The sequence below is a fragment of the Dictyobacter arantiisoli genome, from assembly GCF_008326305.1.
GTDB lineage: Bacteria > Chloroflexota > Ktedonobacteria > Ktedonobacterales > Ktedonobacteraceae > Dictyobacter > Dictyobacter arantiisoli.
Genome location: NZ_BIXY01000029.1, coordinates 1 through 16,247 on the forward strand (window position 1 = coordinate 1; position 16,247 = coordinate 16,247).

General features: G+C 48.9%; 10 protein-coding genes. 5 read left to right on the plus strand and 5 right to left on the minus strand.

Going from position 1 to position 16,247, the window contains the following annotated elements; all coding sequences use genetic code 11:
• Window positions 1-112 precede the first annotated feature (112 nt).
• Window positions 113-610 carry a hypothetical protein gene (locus F1593_RS11335; RefSeq protein WP_149401677.1) on the minus strand — a complete coding sequence of 166 codons (498 nt, stop codon included), beginning with the start codon at window positions 608-610 and terminating at the stop codon, window positions 113-115.
• A 303-nt stretch (window positions 611-913) separates the two neighbouring features.
• On the opposite strand from F1593_RS11335, the gene F1593_RS11340 reads away from it, so the two are divergent.
• From F1593_RS11340 to F1593_RS11360, 5 genes are all read left to right on the plus strand, one after another.
• The gene (locus F1593_RS11340; RefSeq protein WP_149401678.1) at window positions 914-2,146 is read left to right on the plus strand and encodes a hypothetical protein; all 1,233 of its coding nucleotides are present in this window, start codon (window positions 914-916) and stop codon (window positions 2,144-2,146) included.
• 283 nt (window positions 2,147-2,429) lie between these two features.
• Window positions 2,430-3,572, plus strand: coding sequence for a TRAFAC clade GTPase domain-containing protein (locus tag F1593_RS11345; protein WP_149401679.1), 1,143 nt, complete (start codon window positions 2,430-2,432; stop codon window positions 3,570-3,572).
• 50 nt (window positions 3,573-3,622) lie between these two features.
• Window positions 3,623-5,935, plus strand: coding sequence for a GAP1-N2 domain-containing protein (locus F1593_RS11350; RefSeq protein WP_149401680.1), 2,313 nt, complete (start codon window positions 3,623-3,625; stop codon window positions 5,933-5,935).
• Between the two features lie 100 nt (window positions 5,936-6,035).
• Window positions 6,036-7,283 carry a hypothetical protein gene (locus F1593_RS11355; protein ID WP_149401681.1) on the plus strand — a complete coding sequence of 416 codons (1,248 nt, stop codon included), beginning with the start codon at window positions 6,036-6,038 and terminating at the stop codon, window positions 7,281-7,283.
• Between the two features lie 37 nt (window positions 7,284-7,320).
• Window positions 7,321-8,136: a hypothetical protein gene (locus F1593_RS11360; RefSeq protein ID WP_149401682.1), complete on the plus strand. Its 816-nt coding sequence runs from the start codon at window positions 7,321-7,323 to the stop codon at window positions 8,134-8,136.
• A 21-nt stretch (window positions 8,137-8,157) separates the two neighbouring features.
• Here F1593_RS11360 and F1593_RS11365 read toward each other — a convergent pair whose 3' ends face one another.
• From F1593_RS11365 to F1593_RS11380, 4 genes are all read right to left on the minus strand, one after another.
• On the minus strand, window positions 8,158-9,168 hold the full coding sequence (locus tag F1593_RS11365) for a GAP1-N2 domain-containing protein (RefSeq protein WP_308482872.1): 1,011 nt from the start codon (window positions 9,166-9,168) through the stop codon (window positions 8,158-8,160).
• Window positions 9,104-12,085, minus strand: coding sequence for a zinc ribbon domain-containing protein (locus tag F1593_RS11370; RefSeq protein ID WP_149401684.1), 2,982 nt, complete (start codon window positions 12,083-12,085; stop codon window positions 9,104-9,106). The genes F1593_RS11365 and F1593_RS11370 overlap by 65 nt, the downstream gene beginning before the upstream one ends.
• Before the next feature lie 54 nt (window positions 12,086-12,139).
• Window positions 12,140-14,182, minus strand: coding sequence for an Hsp70 family protein (locus tag F1593_RS11375; protein ID WP_149401685.1), 2,043 nt, complete (start codon window positions 14,180-14,182; stop codon window positions 12,140-12,142).
• 380 nt (window positions 14,183-14,562) lie between these two features.
• Window positions 14,563-16,230: an Hsp70 family protein gene (locus F1593_RS11380; RefSeq protein WP_149401686.1), complete on the minus strand. Its 1,668-nt coding sequence runs from the start codon at window positions 16,228-16,230 to the stop codon at window positions 14,563-14,565.
• Window positions 16,231-16,247 lie beyond the last annotated feature (17 nt).

Genomic DNA, 16,247 nt, shown 5'->3' on the forward strand with positions numbered 1-16,247 from the left:
CACCAAACGTCGAGCGCTTCGCCGTCTTGAGCAATTAGGGTACCAGGTCCAATTACAGCAGGCAGCAGAGACGGCATGATCTCTGCTGCCTGCTTTTGTGGAGCGGCTATTTTCAGGAGAATAATGGGGTATAAAAATCTTGCATCCAGCGTTCCTGCGTTTCATCTCCCGCTGAGGTGACGGTGATGGAGAAATCGGGATCGATTGTATGGGTCAGACGATGAATTAATGCAGCAATATAATGCGTCTTCCCAGTGGCACGACCACCGATAATCGCGATCACTTTTTGTTCACATTGCTCGATATTAGATGGAAGCGCATAGTGGCATTTGGGACAGAGGCGCGTGGTACTGACAACCTGGCAGGAGCTACAAAGAAGCTCATACGGTACCGTGAAGTGAAAGATACTCTTTGATTTTTTTGGTAGTGGTAGTAGTACACGGCCCATAATGATGCGGTTTGTCCCTCGACTCCGCGCGTATTCGTTGTCGTTTCCCTTGCTGGTACAACTGGGATTGATACAACGAAAATGTACATCCTGTAAGGTGAAGTGCGAGAAACAGTAAGGGCAAGTTATTTGTTGATGCGCCTGGGAAAGCGAATTTTTCATGCTCTAGAAATCCTTAGATGATAAGCCATTCCCTGTCTGTATAGGAAATTTTTATTTTGTCACACGTTTATTTGTAATTTTATGTACATTAATGTTATTATTAATTTGAATACAATGCAACTGAGGGAGATGCTTCAAAGGTCATTCAATTTTTTCGTTCTTTCTACTGCTCTATCAAGCACTCTGTTATTTTATTCTATTATCTGGGTTTATGTATTCACCGTTCGCTTAAATCTGGACGCAATGCCAGGATTCTGATAAGCTCAAATTTTTTATCCTGCACAACAAGAGGTGTTTTTATTCATGCAAGATGCATATGCACTTTTCTGGGAAACATTTCGTTTTTTTCCATCGTCAGCACGTCCTCAGAAGTCGAAGCCAGCGGCACATCCTCTCATGTGGGTCCATGCCCTTGTCATCGGCTTTTTTCTTTCTGAGTTTCTGATTGATATTTTGTATGATTGGCGCGTGTGTGTTGCCAATTTAACACAAAATGCCTGTGGTTTTCCCTTGTCACGCTCAGATGTGACCTCCTTACGCCTGATTGTTCCGTTTGCACTATTTATCGTCATTGTCTGGCTCTTTGAGCGATGGCAGCAACGCGTGCCCGCGATTTTTAAAAAGATCCTCTATCCTTCCCGACCGGAGCAATATATCCTTTCGAAGGTTGAGAGTGATAAAGAGGTCTTGCAGAAGAGATATTTTTCTTTCCTCGAAGGATATCAGGATGCTCTTCTGGCCCGGGGAAAGTTACGCAAATTTCGTCTTTACTATATATTTGCCTGGGTACTGTTAGCTCTATGCCTCTTCTCAATCCTTCCTCTCACTGAAATATTGAAGCCATTTAGTTCTGACAATCTGCTCAATGCATTGGTGCTGCTGGGACGCATTTTTGTCTGCCTCTTCGCCGTTACTTTTTCGTGTCTTGTGGCTATTGGAAGCTGGGCTATGGGGACAACAGGAGTTTATCTCACGAAACTCTGCTCGAACTTCACACTCTTGCTACATCCCAACCATCCAGACAGTAGCAATGGTTTCAGATGGCTCGGCCTTTTCTGCCTGGATCTTGCGTTACCACTGCTATTGCTTGATTTGACGTTGGCAATCTCTTTCTTCCTTGCGAGCATTTTTCCCTATATTGGTGCTGACATACTTTTACCAATCAAAATCATCAGTCCTACTTTTGTCATCCTGTTAACATTAGTAGCTACCTATGCATTTTTTCGACCGCTCTGGGGTATCCATGTGCAAATGGCAGAGATGCTGGAGCGTGAGTCAAATATCTATGCCATGAATATAGAACAATGGCAGCAGATCCTCCAGGTTGCCCTGGTTGCAGGTGAGTATGACGAGGCCAAAAAGGCCAAAGAACAGCTCGATATTGCGAAACAGCTCCCTAATCCAGATGATTATTCTACCTGGCCGCTGCCTTTTGTGCGCATCCAGATCATCTCTTTTCTTAGTCCTATTCTGATCGCCGCGCTTGCCCCGTTTCTCCAGCAAATATTGCACACACTCTTTCACATTTCGATCTAGCTCATATTTCGATCCAGGCGCAGTATGTCCGGTTTTATCCGTATCTCGGTTCTGGGTCTACCTGATCCAAAACCCGCATGTAAAACGGTGTTCAATCCCTACCTGGCAATAATGCTTGAGTTTAAAATCAGGCTGCTTTGCCAGAGCGGGATTGGTTGTAGTTCAAATGCTCAAAAATCTGGCGATTGAGCGTGAGAGGGTATTTCTCAAAAACCGTCTGAAATTTAAGCAAACGATACTTATGTATGTATATGGATATGTATATATTGAAGAGGTTCCTGGTATGGCATTTATTGATCCCTGGCGTAAATTAAGCTGCCCGAGTTGCGGCACTCAATTTTATCCTGGCTATTGTGATATTGTTTCCGCTCTGCCCAATGGCACGGTACTTAAAAAAGCCCCCACATCCAGTATCCAACGTATGCTGGCGCGTGTTTGGATTACTACTGTTAAAGGCCAAAAATACGTGAAGCAGATGGCTGGCCGACAATGTCCTAATCCGGCCTGTAACAGTATCTTGCCTCCAAATATTGAGCAGGCTGATAATTATCTTATTGCTCTGATTGGGGATGGCTCGGCGGGGAAAAGCCATTATATCGCTTCTTGTATTCAGTTGCTCAAGCAGCGCGAGACTTTAGAACTGATTGGTTGTAGTAAAATTGTGGGTTGGGGAAATACCGATACTACCTACAAAAACAAATATTACAATTACGTCTTTGGCAAATTACAGCAGATTCCTCTCACGCCCCGGGCTACTTCTGAATTGAATGAGCCGCTGATTTATGAGCTTATCTTTCCGAAAGAGGCTGGACGCAAGCGAGCGAAAATTGTAAATCTCTTCTTCTATGATTCCTCGGGTGAAGATCTGGCGGACCAGTCGCGGATGGTCCAGTATAGCTCATATGTCTTGAAGGCGTCGGCATTTATCTTCCTGGCCGATCCTCTGACGATGCCCAATATCGTGAAATCCTTGCCAGATAATCTCAAGCCGCAGGTCGTCCGGGAGAGTAGCTCGGCGGATATGTTAAATCGGATTACAGAAACGTTTCGGTTGGGCATGGGTCTGAGTTCGGGTGAGGCCATTGATGTTCCTGTTGCCGTGACGCTCTCGAAGTCGGATCTGCTCAAATATGTGGTGCGTTCTGAGATATCCTCGACGCAGTTTTTGTATGAGGGTACATCCACCAATCGCTTAAATACTGATGATTATGCCACGATTGATAGCGAGGTACGCAATTTTATCCTGCGTTTTGGAGATAAGGTCCTGATCCAATCCAGCAAGCTCTTCAATACTGTCTCCTTCTTCGCCGTTTCCGCGACCGGTTGGGCAGCTAAAGATGGTCATTATCCTGTGATTGAATCATTGCGCTGTCTTGATCCCCTGCTCTGGATTTTGTGGAAACTCCAGGTTATCGATGCCGATTAGGATGGCTTGAAAGAAACGAAGCATACAGAGAAGATTAGGAAGGATGGATCATGGATCAACTCTGGTATACCTGGTCGACCACTGGTCTTGGCAGTATCACCGGGCACAGGGTGCGTGCTGCCTCACAGAACTTGCTCAATCTCCACAGCGAGTGGTATCAGGAGCTCGAAAAGTATTTACACTATACCTTGCCGGAAGGTGTTAATCCCTATGAGAGTACCACTGCCTCGTCTCCCTATGGTCTGGCGTATATCGTGACCCTTGCCGGCCCGTGTCTGCTGCAGCGTGTCTACGGCGGTAAGGATGCCTATGGGCGGGCGGGGGTCTCCTTTATCCATGCGCTCACAAACCTGAATGATATCACTCCGCTTGAGGCGATTGATTCCTGGCATTCCCCGTTCTGGCAGATCCATGACAGTTTACCTGTTGAACAGATAGAATTGCCAGCAGTACATAAGACACAGCTTCATGCTGGATCACTCAGTGTAGCCGCTATCATGCGCGAAGCTGTCAATCAGAGGCACTACCGGGAACACCTGGAGATGCTGGTCAATGCCTATCTCACGTTTGAAGGTTGGGAAAATCTCTATCTGGAAACCTATGCGGAAGAGGGTATTCATAGCGCGACCGAGCGCAATGCCGAGCTGATCTGGGGATTGCTGCATTGCTTACCGCCGTATCTAGCCAGACAGGCTACCTTTAGTACCTATGAAGACAGGTTAGAGGACAGTCCAGCTACGCGGATTGTCGCGACCTGCTTTTCGACGCTGGAAGGTTTGCAACATGAGCCTTCGCATCCAGGTTATGTCTTGAAATGGGCTTATGGACGTGATGGCGCTCTGCTACTACAAGAGGCTGGCGTGCCACAGGATCAGGCTTCTATGAAGCTATTAAGCGCGCATCGCTTGCAGGCGTGTGCCAGCTATGCCCATGATATAGTAGAGAAATTCCTGGCTGACAACCGCCAGGATCAAAAGACCATACATGCCTTTTATAAGATGACACTGCTCAAGAGGGTCAATAATCTATCTTCTTTTCTGGATACCTATCAGCTCTTTTCGACCCGGCAATCCCATACAGCTCAACTATTCACAGTAGATGAGCATCTGGCTACTGTGCATCCCTACTACGCGCAGAAGCTGGCAGCGCAGATCGATGAGGACGCCGCACAATCGACAGTCAACCATCTGCTCTCCCTCGTTGAGGTGGATGATCAGGACGACATATCCGCGATTGAACAACTCTTACAATTACAGACCTTGCTTCCTCAAGAAATCGAAGCTCTCTTGCTGCAATCCACTTTGAGTGCAGAAGAATTACATTCTCTCTTTCTGAAGCACTGGGAATATCTCTTATTGGTCATCCCAGATAAAGCTGTTACAGGCTATTGCATTGAACATTTTTTGCTCTGTAAGCTGGATCTATCTATTCTCAAAGCAGCCGGGACAGGCGCACTGCTGGATACTATTACTCGAAACAACCGGTGTTATGCAGATGATCAGAAGCGTGCCAGAGATTGGCTTCACATCCGTACAACATTGTTTAGTGGTGCGAATAATCATGCTCGTGAACTGGTGACAAATGAGTCAGAATTGCATGCTCTGGCAGGAGCTATTGCCAATCTACAGCTACAAAAAGATATTGATTACTGGGAATGCTTACTGAAATATCTTATTCCAGTAATCTGGGATGATGAGGATATAGCAAGTGTACTCACCATTCTCGCGCCAGTCTCTTTGTTCGCAGTCAAAACGGATTCAGTGATTGTGGATTTTATCGAAAATCTCTCTATATATGCTGCTCAAGCAGAGCAGGTAAAAAACAATTCCAGACGCTTGCTTCTGTATATGCAACATGCTATTGCGAATGTTTTGTATCAGGAAGATAAAGATTATAACATCAAATCTCATGAAGTTTTGCCGCGTATCTTTCACTTGCTGTTACAGTATAGTGATAAAAAAACCATTGATGAGCTTAATAATAAGCAGCGTTGGCACATCAGAGATTGGAAGATCTGGAAGATGTATCGTACGGGCGCCTACCCTGCTGGTTCGGGTGGTCTCAAACAGTTTTTTTCCAGGAGCAAAGAAACAGTGAAAATACCAGCTATCAGGCCCGATGTTCTGCCATCCAGGAGATCGCAACTACAGGCTCCGGTAGCTTCTGTAGGACTGGTTAATGTACTCAAGCAGCCTCCCGTGACCTCGATAGCTCCTGCCAGAGCGTATACAGATACATCTGTTGCGCACATAGCCCCGGCTCCAAAGTATCGAGCTCCTCAAGGAAGCCATGTATCCTTTCCCCTATCACAAGAGGATAAGCAATCCTTGTCTGATCAGCCTGGGATCATCCATGAGCCGTGAGCCGTGAGAATGGCAAGGTGAAGTTATAAGAATACGTTATTTTGGATATTTATACATAACAAAAATGAACAATGAGATGTGAAGGAGTATTGGATTATTTATGTTAAACGATAAAGGTGTTGTAATTGATCAGCTGGCTGCTCTGGCTGACATGATTAAACCTGGAGATGAAAAGGGCGCTGAGCGTTTGCATGAATTACGCGATGCGGTCGCTGATGGTAAGTACGCGGATGCCTGGTCTGGCAATAATATTTATAAAATGATCGATATCGATGCGCTTGTCAATCGTTTCCGCGTGCAGCAAAGGGTGGATAATCTGGCTGTATGGATTGATGCTGTTAGAAACATTTGTATTTTTCTACCGCTTTTCTTTACCTGGTTAGCTATTTCAAAGGCTATTCCCGCCTACTACACGCTCGTCACTCAGTATCCAAAAAATAGCACAACGCCTTTCCTGCAATTATGGCAGGGTGGTTTTAATGACACTGTTCCCTGGTACGATAGATTGGCTGGTGTTGCCTCTATCGATGTTGGTCTTATCCTTGTGATTGTTCTTTTAACAGTTTCTTCCTCCATTTTGAACAATTACTTCCAATTGAAGCAAGATCGGAAGGCGGAGCTGTTACGTGATGATCTGGCGCATGCGCTGGCAGGTGCCACGCTCTTCCTCTCGATCCGCAATCGCTCGCAGCCGGTCAACTTTGTTGATCGCTTCAATACGGTCGTGGATAACTTTACTACGATGGTGGCTGGCTTTGAAGCGCAGATGAAGTCTGAGCGCGAGGAAATGTCACAATTGATCAAGCGCCAGAAGGAAGAATTTGCCCTCTTCAACTCCTTTAAAGCGTCGCTGGTCACAAGCATGGATAATGTCGCGTCCTCGATCCGCGATCTCGATCAGTCAAATAAGGTCTTGAACACGACTGTCGATCAGCTTGTTACGCCGACGCAGGAGACGGTCGGTCAGCAGAAAGACATGTTGACGATTTCCGGTCATATTCAGCAGCAATTGACACGGCAGGCGGACGCGCAAGAAGAAGTTGTCAGGCAACAAAACCTCTGGGGCGAGAAGCTCAATAACGTGCTGGTGGTCCTCGATGGCACTGTCAACGAAGCGAGAACCCTGGCTGGCAGTATCTCCCACTATACCGATGAGCAGAAGGAACTGGTCCGAGAACTGCAAGTTGAGCACAATGCACAGAGACAACTGGTCACCAATATGATCGACCATACGACGGTGCTGCACCACATGACCGAAAAAGTTGATGCAAGTGCGAACAACATCAGCGGCGCAACTGTTAACATAAGTGATATTGCACGGCGGATTGCAGCTAATATACCTGCCTGAGGGGTAAGCGAGCAAGTGAGAAAAGAGAGGATAAATAATGCTGCGTCCCGTTCAAAATAGTCCCGTTCTGCTGGCTGGTTGGCTTTTTGCCGACTTGTTCCTTGGCTTGATGGTGATCTTTCTGGCCGCTATTCCTGGTGTGCCACCACCCTTGCCTGCTGCGCCACCCAGGCTGATCGTGTCCCCGCTGACGGCCCGACCTTCCAATGAGCAGGAATGTTCGGCTGGTAATGTTAATACACCGCGCTGTGTCGGCCAGTTGATGCTCTCGGAAACGAGTGCTTCGAAGGTGCCCGTGAAGTGGTCGCTGGGAAGCGATATCAGCGATACTATTCACTATAGTTATACTGTTGGCGGGATAAAGTATACGCAGACCGATGGAACCATCCATCCCGGCGAAACGATTACCATTCATCTATCGGCCGTGCCCTGTCAGAACGGCTCTTTCATGTTCACTGGAACCGCCAATGCCGCGCCGGTGACCGCCTTCTGGAAGTGTACTGCCCGTCCGGATCGCCTGGAGACATCCTACAAGCCGATGCGCTTCGCCAATGAGGATACGCAGGGCCTTCTGGACGGCAACCAGGATGCGATCAATAAATTGAAGCACGATATTGAAGCGCGCCCGGAGTTGCGCGGTCGGCGCGTCGGCCTGGTTATCGTTGAGGCGGGTACGGATGATAACAATGTTGGACGGGCGCAAAATGTCGCCAACAAGGTCTATGCGCTGCTGGGAGACATGGGCAGAAAAGGCTTTGCGCCCTTTGCTGATGCTGTACCCTATCAACCGCTTTTCAATACAGCCGAGACCAATGATGTCGTTCTTATCGACGTGTATCTCTTTAAAATATAAATGATTGCTTTAATGCGCCACCTACGCAGATATCCATGTTGCGGCAAGCTGATCCAGTTCACTATCGATACGGGCGTGGGCCGCGCATTGGTCATAGTGAGCCTCAAAGAAAGGGAGCAGGATTTCTTCATATAGTTCTTCACTGGCGATTTTTTTGAGCAGGCGTGTATAGGCTGTATCCTCTCCCTGGCTCATTTTTCCGCTGGTGGCGTTGAGGATAAAGTAACTGTGGTAGTCGCTGGCGTCGGGTTGAAATTGCGCCTCGGCTACGCAGCCGGTGATCGTAAATGGGGATTGCCTGGGATCATGATGATAGGTGGTAAAGCTGAGCAGTGGACGATAGGCGGGTGGCAGCAGACAGCTGAGTGCGGCGATCCATAGCGCGACGTTGTCCGCGCTATCAATAATAATAATTGGCCTGACACGCTCCTCCATATGGATTACCGTGGACATCAGGGCCGCGAGGATCTGCCGTGCTGACTCTTTTTGGAGCAACTCCCAGACCTGTTCGATCTCGAATGAGGGATCTATCTCCATTTCTGATAGCGCTGGCAATTCCGCATGTTTGCTACTGAAGCTCGTGCACCAGAAGGGACTTCTCCAGAAGAAGATCGGGGGAATGCTGGTGAATAGATCCGGTGGCATGGCGAGCGAATGGGCGAAAAAGTTGCCCGGTCGCCCATAGTTGTCATTGCCACAGGATTGGCTGTGGATCAACAGACAACTCTCAGGATTTTGATAGTAGTAGCGCAAGGCGATAGGATGGCGCTCAATCTCATATTCATTCATCCCTTTTGGGATACGATAGCCGAGCAGTCTTTCAATTTGTTGCTGATCGGCTGGCTCAAGGTCGGCGGACCTCGCAAGCATCTGAAATCCTCCTCGCGCATTTTTGACACTGTTATATGATGTATAGTAGTGTTGTTGAACCGCCATCTTTTTATCTGATCCTCTCTTCAATACCTGTTTAATCGAGCCTGAGTGTTGTATCGCTGGGATGCTGGATCTTGAGATAGTCGTAGGCGCTATCATCCTCTACATACAATTTGCTGAAGGTGCGCCCGCTATATTTTCTGTCTGGTAGTGGGAAACTGAGCTCTTTTTTGATAGAGATAGGACCTTCGAGCTGTAAAATTCTTTCTCCATCCGTCTTTTTTGCCGGCAGATGGTCCCGCCGTGCGATCAGCAGGATGGTCGGTAGCTCTCCTGGCGTGAGCGTGCGAATATGCAGCGTGCGTTTCTGGCTGAAGAGGGCTTTCTTGATTTCATAGGTCAACGCCAGCTTGTTAACCAGCCTGGCCTGTATATCGACGCCGGCAGAGGTAATGAGATGTTGGCCCTGACGGATCAGGTTGGTAACACGTATGAAATAATCACATTGCTTTTCGCCACGAATATCCAGATAGCCTGCGTTCGCATATTCAGAACGTGTGATCGTACGTGAGAATTCCATCTTGCTATCCCCGGCCGCATATTTATAAGCTATCATGACCTCTCGACATTCTGACGGCCAATCCCAGCGTAAGCGCAGAACAGTCCCAAGATTCTCCACACTCAGGTTTTCAACCTCGTCAATACAGGCATAGTGGACCTCCGTGCCACAATAAGCCATTCGTCCGACACAGACGAATGGTGTATAGTAGCAACTGCCCTGGCTCGGCCATTCATCGGTCAGGTTGTCGGATTGTCCCTCCAGGGTAGTTCCATAGCGTGCTAAATGCTCCATCGGAATGATTTTGCCGCTCTTCAATCCGCTACTCTGTTCACTTTTAAGTATGATGGCTTTGCCTTTAGATGGTGTTTTCCATTTGAGGTATACCTGATAGCCGTCCGCCTGTTTTTCATTGGTGATAGCCAGCTCGGTGATCAGGTCTGGTGGGGCTTCGGGCCGTGCTTTGATCACCTTTCCCGGCGAGGTCAGAATCTTTCCTTGATTGTTAAATTGGCTGTAGATCTTATAGTAATAAATATGCTCATTCAGCACATCGGTATCGATCAGGCGCGCATTGTCTGTGAGTATGAGGCGCTGTCCATCCTCGATAGTATGAGGGGCCAGACGCTCTTTTCTAACTACAACGATGCTCTGCACGTTGGGAGGCGTGCTCCATTGTAAGATAACTTTTTGATGATCGACTTCTAGCAACTCATCCTGAATATCCTGTATCAGGAAGATGGGCATGCTGAGCAGGGCTGGCTGTGTCGCAATAATCCCTTCACATTCAGTGAAGATGGTATAGTAGAGTGGAATGCCGATTTCCGCCTGGGTGTCGGTATAGGTTATAGCGCTCACTGTGGCGAGCAATGTACCATCCCTGGGCGTCGCGGGCTGTTTGTATGCCATTCGGATAATTTGATAGCGCACACCCTGCGTAGGTGAAGGAAGCCAGTTGAGCGTGACCTGGGCATTATTGATACGCACGCTTAGCGCGCTTGCTGGTGTTGGCGGCATCTTGCTCAGCTGTTCGCGTGCTTCATGATCATCGCTACAAATAAGCAACGCCTGCCGATAAAGATCAGCTTGCTCTTCAGTGTTCCGGCTGGCCTGTGCCCTGTTGCGCAGACTGCCTGCTTGCCTTATTCTGGCATCAATCTCTTGCCCCAGGGATGCCGCGTTATCGATCTGTTCACGATTATCTTCAAGATAACGCTGTGCTGCGTAAAACTGATTGTGTCTGATGTAGGCATCCAGTTGTTGGCGGTATGGTTGCCGTTCCTGCCGCTTTTGGAGCAAAGCTGCACGCTCAAGGTTTATCGTTTGTACACGTTTGTCGCTTCTGGCTGGTTTCCAGAGCCTGGCCGCTTCATCTAATAATTCCAACTGAGCTTCTATACCCTGAGTATGTGGTAGCTTTTCGAGCAGATCATCGACCCTGAAGCGATTCCCGACTGCGAAACCACAGGCGTTGCAACCGACAGCATCCGCCTTCACGTTTGTTCCACAATCAGGACAGGTTGTCAGCAGCTCATAATTACAATACTGACAAAACTTGTGCTCCGGCTCATTCATGTGGGCGCAATGCCCACAACGTTGCAATTTCTGCGCCTGTGGATTGGCAACTGGTAGCTCCAGTGTCCATGCACGCTGCCTCGCCAGTTCGATCAACTCATTCAGCGCCTCCTCATCATCCCAGCCAGCCTCGCGTGTACGTTCCAGCAATGCCTCTACCTGTTTGAGCGTGACATGCTTGCGCGTGCCAGAGCTGATCGCATTTGAAAACTCCTTGAGGATGGCCTCAAGCTTGCGATAGCGAATACTCTCATCATAGCGATGACGCTCCTCCGCCGTTTTGAAGATAACCATGGCTTTACCTGCCAGATGCTTTTTAGCATCAATTTCCGAGGATGGTTTTCTTTTCACCACATCATTGTAAAGTGCCTCGGCTGCCTGGTACAGGATTTCATTGGAAGTGGTAGCATCCAGATTCAGGAGCTCGTAAAAGGTCTGCATATGCAATATGGATAGATTGTTATTGATATCCTTAAATGTGGTCTCATTAAGGCGTTGCACAGGTGGTTTTGCGGCGTTTCCCGAGTTTGGGGCTGTGCTGATAGGGACGGTCAACAGCTTACGAATATCCTGCTCGGTGAGCAGAGGATATCTTTTGAGTAGCGCGTCAATCTCGTTTTGTTCGATATAACCTTTGGCTGTGATGAACTCTAGAGCCTTTGTCATCTCTGCCATTTCTTTGTCTCTGGCTCCGGTTTGCGCATTGCGAGCCTCTCTGGCCTGCTTTTCTCGTTCTGCTGGATTCTTTAGAATCTCATAACCCTTTAGTTGCTCCAGCTTCTGTTTTGCCGCCTGGGCTGCTGATCCCACCCCATTCCTTTTACGGCTCCAATCATTGCGTCGCTGCCGTACTATTTGATCAAAATCCGCGTCACTCCAGGGTGCATCGGGATTGATCTCAAGCAGGATAAAATAATTGACTGCTGGTTGTGTGGTACTCATATGCTTTCTATCTCTTGTCTCGTTGTTTGATTATGTATATATTTTTACTGGAAGCTATCTTGGTGCGGCTACAGCTATCTCCTGGGCGATGGTACTGAAGGTCGAGCTCAGATTCCCCAGATCTGTAAACAAGCTTTGTTTGGCTGAAGAGGCGATCTGGGAAAGAAAATGATGTCTCGCATTTCCGAAACCAACGGCGATAACCTCTATCTGCTCGCTGTGGCACTTTTTTGCCGCCTTGATCGCTTTCTCTGGATAGACCCAGGCTCCATCAGTGAGCACCAGCGCGTAGTGCAATCCTCTCTCATGCCTCAGCAGATCTGAGAGGTGTTTGAAGGGATGTCCGAGGTTGCCGGGTCCGGTCCGTCCAATGAGCAGTCCATCAATGGCTTGTTCAATTTTATGGGGATCTTTCGTGGCCTTAAGATCGATATATATTTCATTTGAGAAGGAGATGAGGCCAATCGAGGTATACTGTAGATCGCTATTCAGCACAAAATCGCGAGCAGCCTTCTGTGCTGCTCGCAGCGGCTTCCCTCTCATGCTTCCCGATAAATCGAAGGCGAGATAGACGGTGGATGGTTGCTGTGGTGCCTGTCTGGCTGGTGCCAGCAGGAAACGCTCCGGCACATCGGCTGGCAGATCTTCAATCTTCAGGAGCAGCGGACAGCCGGTGCTCTTTTCTGTAGCGGCAATGTTGACCACGCCATTTTTATCATAGGTATAGGTGACATCAACCTCCGTCTCACTAATCGTGAGGTGGGGAAAGCCGCTAAAAGTATACAGGCCGAGGTAGGTACATTCCTGGGGATCATCACTTTCGCTCTGGGTCAGGTAGACTTCCATCTTCGTCGTGCCGTCAGGTAAAAGTCGCATTTTAAAGGTTTTCGTGCGCTCAGTCGGAATAGTGAGATTTTTCTGAATGAGAAAGCTATTAATATAGCGCTCGTTATCAGGGCTTTCGGCAACCATACCCAGGCTGTGCGCTATCACATCGGTTGTTTTTTTGCGTCCAGCCAGATGGAAATGGGGCGCGTTTTTCTGGCGCTGCTCAAGCTCCATCACCGCCTGGATGGCTGCTCCCAGCGCGACCGCCTCGTCAGGATTGATCCCGCTCATGGGTGCCTTGCCTGACATCTGTTCGATGAATGTGCGTACAACCGGCATACGTGTTGAACCACCAACCGGCAGCACGCCATCGATATCAGCCCAGGTGAGCTGTTTGGCGGCCAGGACACGCTCGGTGAGGAGCTTTGTTTTCTCCATCAGATCGCGTGTGATCTCTTCGAAGTGGGAGCGCGTGACTGTATAGTTGCCCACATGCCCACCACCATGAATCCTGATGGGGGCGCTTTGTCGTAATGAGAGAGTATGTTTGAGCCGTTCGGCCTGCACGCTCAAATCATTTAATTCTTCATCATTGAGTTCAATGCCAAACTCATGCTCGAACTGGATTGCAAGATATTGAATCAGGCTATCATCCCAATCCTTACCACCCAGTTTATGATCGCCATCGGTCGCCTGTACGTTTAGTTCGGTATCTGTAATTTCAACCAGGGAAACGTCGAAGGTGCCACCACCCAGATCGTAGACAAGCACGCGCTGTGCCCGGGCATGGGGACGCAGTCCATAGGCCAGGGCCGCCGCTGTTGGTTCACTGATGATCTTGAGTACATTCAGTCCGGCCTGTGTGCCTGCTTCAATTGTGGCAGTTCTTTGAAGATGGGTGAAGTAGGCGGGCACAGTGATTACAGCGTCGGTCACTGGTTGGTGTAAATGGACCTCGGCCTGTTCTTTTAATTGTCGCAGGACCAGGGTTGAAAGTTCGGTCGGCGTATAATCTTTATCGTAGAACGAGACCAGGAACTCGCTATCGCCCATGCTGCGCTTGAAAAAAGCAATGGTATCCTTATCTCCATTGGCCTGAGCCTCCTTCGCGCTTGCTCCGACAAGCGGGCCCTGGGGTGTAAATTGGATGACCGATGGGGTTGTGGATTTGCCATCCTGGTTCGGGATGATTTCTGGTTTGCCCTCTGCATTGACATAAGCGATGACTGAATAGGTGGTTCCCAGATCGATACCGACAACAGTACTCATGCGCTAACTCCGCGTAATTTCTAGTTGTATTGAGTTCTTCTTTGGTTGAAAACAGGGATGCAGCGTGCGCAAGCGAAGTATATAGAACACACAGCCTTCCCTGTATGACAAAGTGTTTGATTCCCATCCCCGTCGGGATCTTACTGTTTGACCTGCTGGCAGGCGCCTGCGCGCCTGCGCCCTTGGCTCTCTCTCCTTCCGGGGGATTGAGAGGAGGGAGAGTTTGCGAGGACTGTCATGCCCCCGGCATGCCTGCCATCGCGTTCCGTCATGGGCTGCCGCCCCTGCACCACACTAAAAAGGGCGCGGATCTCCGTAGGTGCGAAAACTCAAGCACAGAGATCTTGCTATTAACTTGCAGGCAGGCACAACCCTTCGGATCAGGAGATGACCAGGCGACTGGAGCGTTTCTTCGCTTCCGCAGCCTCTTCAGGGGTAATCCCGCGTGCTGTCTCGATGTCAATTTCAATGGAAACGTTGCTGACCGGTTCGCGTCCGACAATATGCAGGCGTCCTTCACGATTAAGATTGAAGGTGACTTCGATGGGATGGTCGACTGGCAGGTTGGATGGTAGATGCAGCACAGCATTGCCGATCTCCTCACCCAATGTTAGATCCCTGAGCACATTTTCGGTTCCCTTATTCTCCAGGACCTTGAGTTCCACTGTTTCCTGCTCGGCAACTTCTGTATAGAAATTTTCAGTTTTATGGGCGGGCAACTGATCATTTGCCAGGACGAGATTGTAGATAATGTCCTCGTGGGTACGTGGATCGAGCGCGATAATCCCAAAGCTGTGACTGGCAACGTTGGTGACGGACATATCATTGTACTTTTTGACCGCGTGCAATTTCAATCCGCTATCGCGTGCTACCTCTTGTTGTGCCTGCTCTTTGATTGTTGTGGAGACGGTCTCAAGGTCAACCCTTTCCTCTTCTTGTCCGGTTAACTCGGCAACCTTAATCGTGATTTTCTCATCGATAGCCAGCTTGCGCCCATAGACAGCCGCGCCCTTCGCCACCGCCTGATCTGGATCGAACATCTTAACGGGAATACTGAACTCAGCTTTGAGGCGTTCCGCAACCTGTAGCATCTTGCTCGAACCGCCTACCAGCAAGATTTGATCGAAATGGTCATAGCCGCGCGCCCGTGCCGTCTGGATGGTTGCATTGGTAAATGCAATGGTTTGTTCAAGCAAAGAACTCGTCAATTCATCGAATTTCTCGCGTGAGAGAGGAATGCCAATGCGTTTGCTGGCATGCGTGACAACCACATTTGTTTCTTTGCGGGCTGTCAACGCATGTTTTCCCACTTCAGCGCGCATCCATAAATCCTGAAGTGTCTCTTCATTATCCCCGGGATCGTCCTCGGAAGCCGCCTCAGCCATCCATTGATCCGCCAGATAGCCTACCACAGCTTCATCCCAGTTGCGTCCGCCGAGAGTATGATCGCCACCGGTTGCCACTACTGTAATGGCGCCATTTTTAATCTCAATAACCGTAATATCGAAGGTGCCACCACCCAGATCATAGACCAGTACCACCTGATCCTGTTCGTTTTGCAGTCCATAGGTCACGGCAGCGGCTGTCGGCTCATTGATAATCTCTCTGACATTGAAATTCGCGATCTCACCGGCCCGTGTGGTCGCATCACGTTCAGCGATACCGAAGTAGGCAGGACAGGTGATCACTACATCCTTGACTGGAATGCCGGTGGCTTGCTCGGCATCATCTGCCAGCTTGCGTAGGATATAGGATGAGATTTCCTCGGGGGTATAGTCGAAGCCATTGTAGTTGAAGCGCCATTCATTCTCGCCCATGTGGCGTTTGACCAGTTCACAGACCTGCGCGGGAGCCAGGACCGCGCTATTCTTCGCCTCTTTGCCGACAATACGACTCTCATCCTCAAACTGCACCACGGATGGAGTGGTTAAATCGCCTTCCATATTGGCAATAACGACGGGCTTACCAAATTCATCGACATAGGCTATGCAAGAATAGGTGGTACCAAGATCGATACCAAAGACGGTTGATACTGTTTGATCGCTCACTTTTTGTCTCCTCACGA

What these genes read in the sequence shown, in the direction of transcription:
- F1593_RS11340 (WP_149401678.1), top strand. Translation starts at nt 914, where the DNA reads ATGCAAGATGCATATGCACTTTTCTGGGAAACATTTCGTTTTTTTCCA.
- F1593_RS11345 (WP_149401679.1), top strand. Translation starts at nt 2,430, where the DNA reads ATGGCATTTATTGATCCCTGGCGTAAATTAAGCTGCCCGAGTTGCGGC.
- F1593_RS11370 (WP_149401684.1), bottom strand. Translation starts at nt 12,085, where the DNA reads ATGAGTACCACACAACCAGCAGTCAATTATTTTATCCTGCTTGAGATC.
- F1593_RS11360 (WP_149401682.1), top strand. Translation starts at nt 7,321, where the DNA reads ATGCTGCGTCCCGTTCAAAATAGTCCCGTTCTGCTGGCTGGTTGGCTT.
- F1593_RS11350 (WP_149401680.1), top strand. Translation starts at nt 3,623, where the DNA reads ATGGATCAACTCTGGTATACCTGGTCGACCACTGGTCTTGGCAGTATC.
- F1593_RS11375 (WP_149401685.1), bottom strand. Translation starts at nt 14,182, where the DNA reads ATGAGTACTGTTGTCGGTATCGATCTGGGAACCACCTATTCAGTCATC.
- F1593_RS11365 (WP_308482872.1), bottom strand. Translation starts at nt 9,168, where the DNA reads ATGATAGCGCCTACGACTATCTCAAGATCCAGCATCCCAGCGATACAA.
- F1593_RS11335 (WP_149401677.1), bottom strand. Translation starts at nt 610, where the DNA reads ATGAAAAATTCGCTTTCCCAGGCGCATCAACAAATAACTTGCCCTTAC.
- F1593_RS11355 (WP_149401681.1), top strand. Translation starts at nt 6,036, where the DNA reads ATGTTAAACGATAAAGGTGTTGTAATTGATCAGCTGGCTGCTCTGGCT.